Annotated in this window: 3 protein-coding genes; 2 read left to right on the top strand and 1 reads right to left on the bottom strand. The window is 69.4% G+C overall.

Going from position 1 to position 1,926, the window contains the following annotated elements; translation table 11 throughout:
• Positions 1-644, top strand: a 644-nt coding sequence (locus J7E68_RS08305; RefSeq protein ID WP_215171628.1) for a DUF1731 domain-containing protein, incomplete at its 5' end; no start/stop codon positions are given.
• Positions 645-668: 24 nt separating this feature from the next.
• Here J7E68_RS08305 and J7E68_RS08310 read toward each other — a convergent pair.
• Positions 669-1,433 carry an SDR family oxidoreductase gene (locus J7E68_RS08310; protein WP_215171630.1) on the bottom strand — a complete coding sequence of 255 codons (765 nt, stop codon included), beginning with the start codon at positions 1,431-1,433 and terminating at the stop codon, positions 669-671.
• Between the two features lie 100 nt (positions 1,434-1,533).
• Here J7E68_RS08310 and J7E68_RS08315 point away from each other — a divergent pair.
• Positions 1,534-1,926, top strand: a 393-nt coding sequence (locus J7E68_RS08315; protein WP_215171632.1) for a helix-turn-helix transcriptional regulator, incomplete at its 3' end; no start/stop codon positions are given.

The following is a 1,926-nucleotide window of genomic DNA, read 5'->3' on the forward strand; positions in this document are numbered from 1 at the left end:
CACTCGTCGATTCGCGGCTCACGACGCCCCGCGCGATCGCGACCGCGGTGCGGGCTCTGCGAGACGACGCGCCGGCTCTCGTGTCGGCATCCGCCGGCGGCTACTACGGCTCGGCCCCGGGAGAGACGCTCACCGAGGACTCTCTCGCCGGCGACACGTTCCTCGCGCAGCTGTGCGTGCGGTGGGAGCAGGAGGCGCTGCGCGCCGGCGACGACACGCGCGTGGCGCTGTTGCGCACCGCGCCGATCATCCATCGCCGAGGCGTGCTGAAGCCGCTGATCCAGCTGACCAGGTTCGGCGTGTCAGGTCCGATCGGGCCCGGGACCCAGGTCTGGCCGTGGATCTCGCTCGACGACGAGGTGCGCGGCATCCGGCACGTGATCGATGCGCAGCTCACCGGCCCGGTCAACTTCACCGGGCCGACGCCCGCCTCGGCGAATGACATCGGCAGGGCTCTGGCCGCGAAGATGCACCGGCCGTTCTGGCTTCCTGCGCCCTCCTTCGCCCTGCGTCTCGCTCTGAGCGCCCCCGCCGCGGATTCGCTGCTCCTGTCGGATGCCGACGTCAGGCCGACCGTGCGCGAAGGCTCGGGTTTCGAGTTCAGGCACACCACCGCGCAGCAGGCGGTCGACGCGGCGCTGTGACCGCACCGCGTCGACCTGAGCGTCTCAGCGTCCGTGCGGGTCGAGTCTGTTGAGCGTCGACACGACCTCCGCATAGTCGCCCCTGGCCTCGCCGTATCGCAGGAACTTGACATTCTCGACCTGGATCTCGGTCGCCTCCGGCTGTGACTCGATGAGTCCGATCACCTCGTCGATGAACTCGTCGAGCGGCATCGCGAAGTCGCTGGTCTCCTGTCCGGGCATCAGAGCGGTGCGCACCGCCGGCGGCTCGAGTTCGAGCACCTTAACGCCGGTGCCTGCGAGCTGCAGCCGCAGCGACTCGCTCAGCATGTGGATCGCCGCCTTCGTGGCGTGGTACGTCGGGGTCGCTCGCAGCGGCGCGAAGGCGAGTCCCGACGAGACCGTCATGATCGTCGCGGCTGCCCGGGTGCGCAGGTGCTCGATGAACGCCGCGATCAGTCGGATCGGACCCAGCAGGTTGGTGGTGACCGTGTCCTCTGCGGTGGCGAGGAAGCCGTCGGGGTGGGTCCAGTCCTCGACGCGCATGATCCCGGCCATCGTGATGACAACGTTCAGGTCGGGGTGCTCGGCGATCACCTCCGCGGCGGCCGTGCGGATGCTCTCGGCATCCGTCGTGTCGATGCGCACGGCAGTGATCTCGGGGTTCTCCGACGCGATCCGCTGCAGGATCTCCTCTCGGCGTCCGCCGACGATCACCGTGTTGCCGCGGGCGGCGAGCTGCTGCGCGAGGGCGAGACCGATCCCGCTCGTCGCCCCGGGGATGAAGATGGTGTTTCCGCTGATGTCCATGCGTTCACTCTGCGACGGTGCTCAGGTGTGTGCCAGAGAGCACACATCCAGGGATCCGCGATCCCTGGATGCGCTCGGTCGGTCGCGAGATACTGCAGAGGTGGACAGAGAAGCACTGGCGGAATTCCTCGTGCGGCGCCGAGAGCAGCTGACGCCGTCCGACGTGGGTCTGAGCACCGGCGCCCGGCGGCGCACTCCGGGACTTCGGCGAGAAGAGGTCGCGCAGCTCGCGGCGATGTCGACCGACTACTACGCGCGTCTCGAGCAGCAGCGCGGGCCGCAGCCGAGCGTGCAGATCCTCGCCTCGCTCGCGCGGGCGCTGCGACTCACTCCCGACGAACGCGACTACCTGCATCGGGTCTGCGGGCACGCAGCGCCCGACCGCACCGTGTTCACCGACTACGTGCACCCGCGCATGCTCCGGGTGCTCGACCGTCTCGACGACACCCCGGCGTTCGTGGTCTCGGTCCCCGACGAGGTGCGCGTGCAGAAC

Source organism: Microbacterium sp. ISL-103 (assembly GCF_018613995.1).
GTDB lineage: Bacteria > Actinomycetota > Actinomycetes > Actinomycetales > Microbacteriaceae > Microbacterium.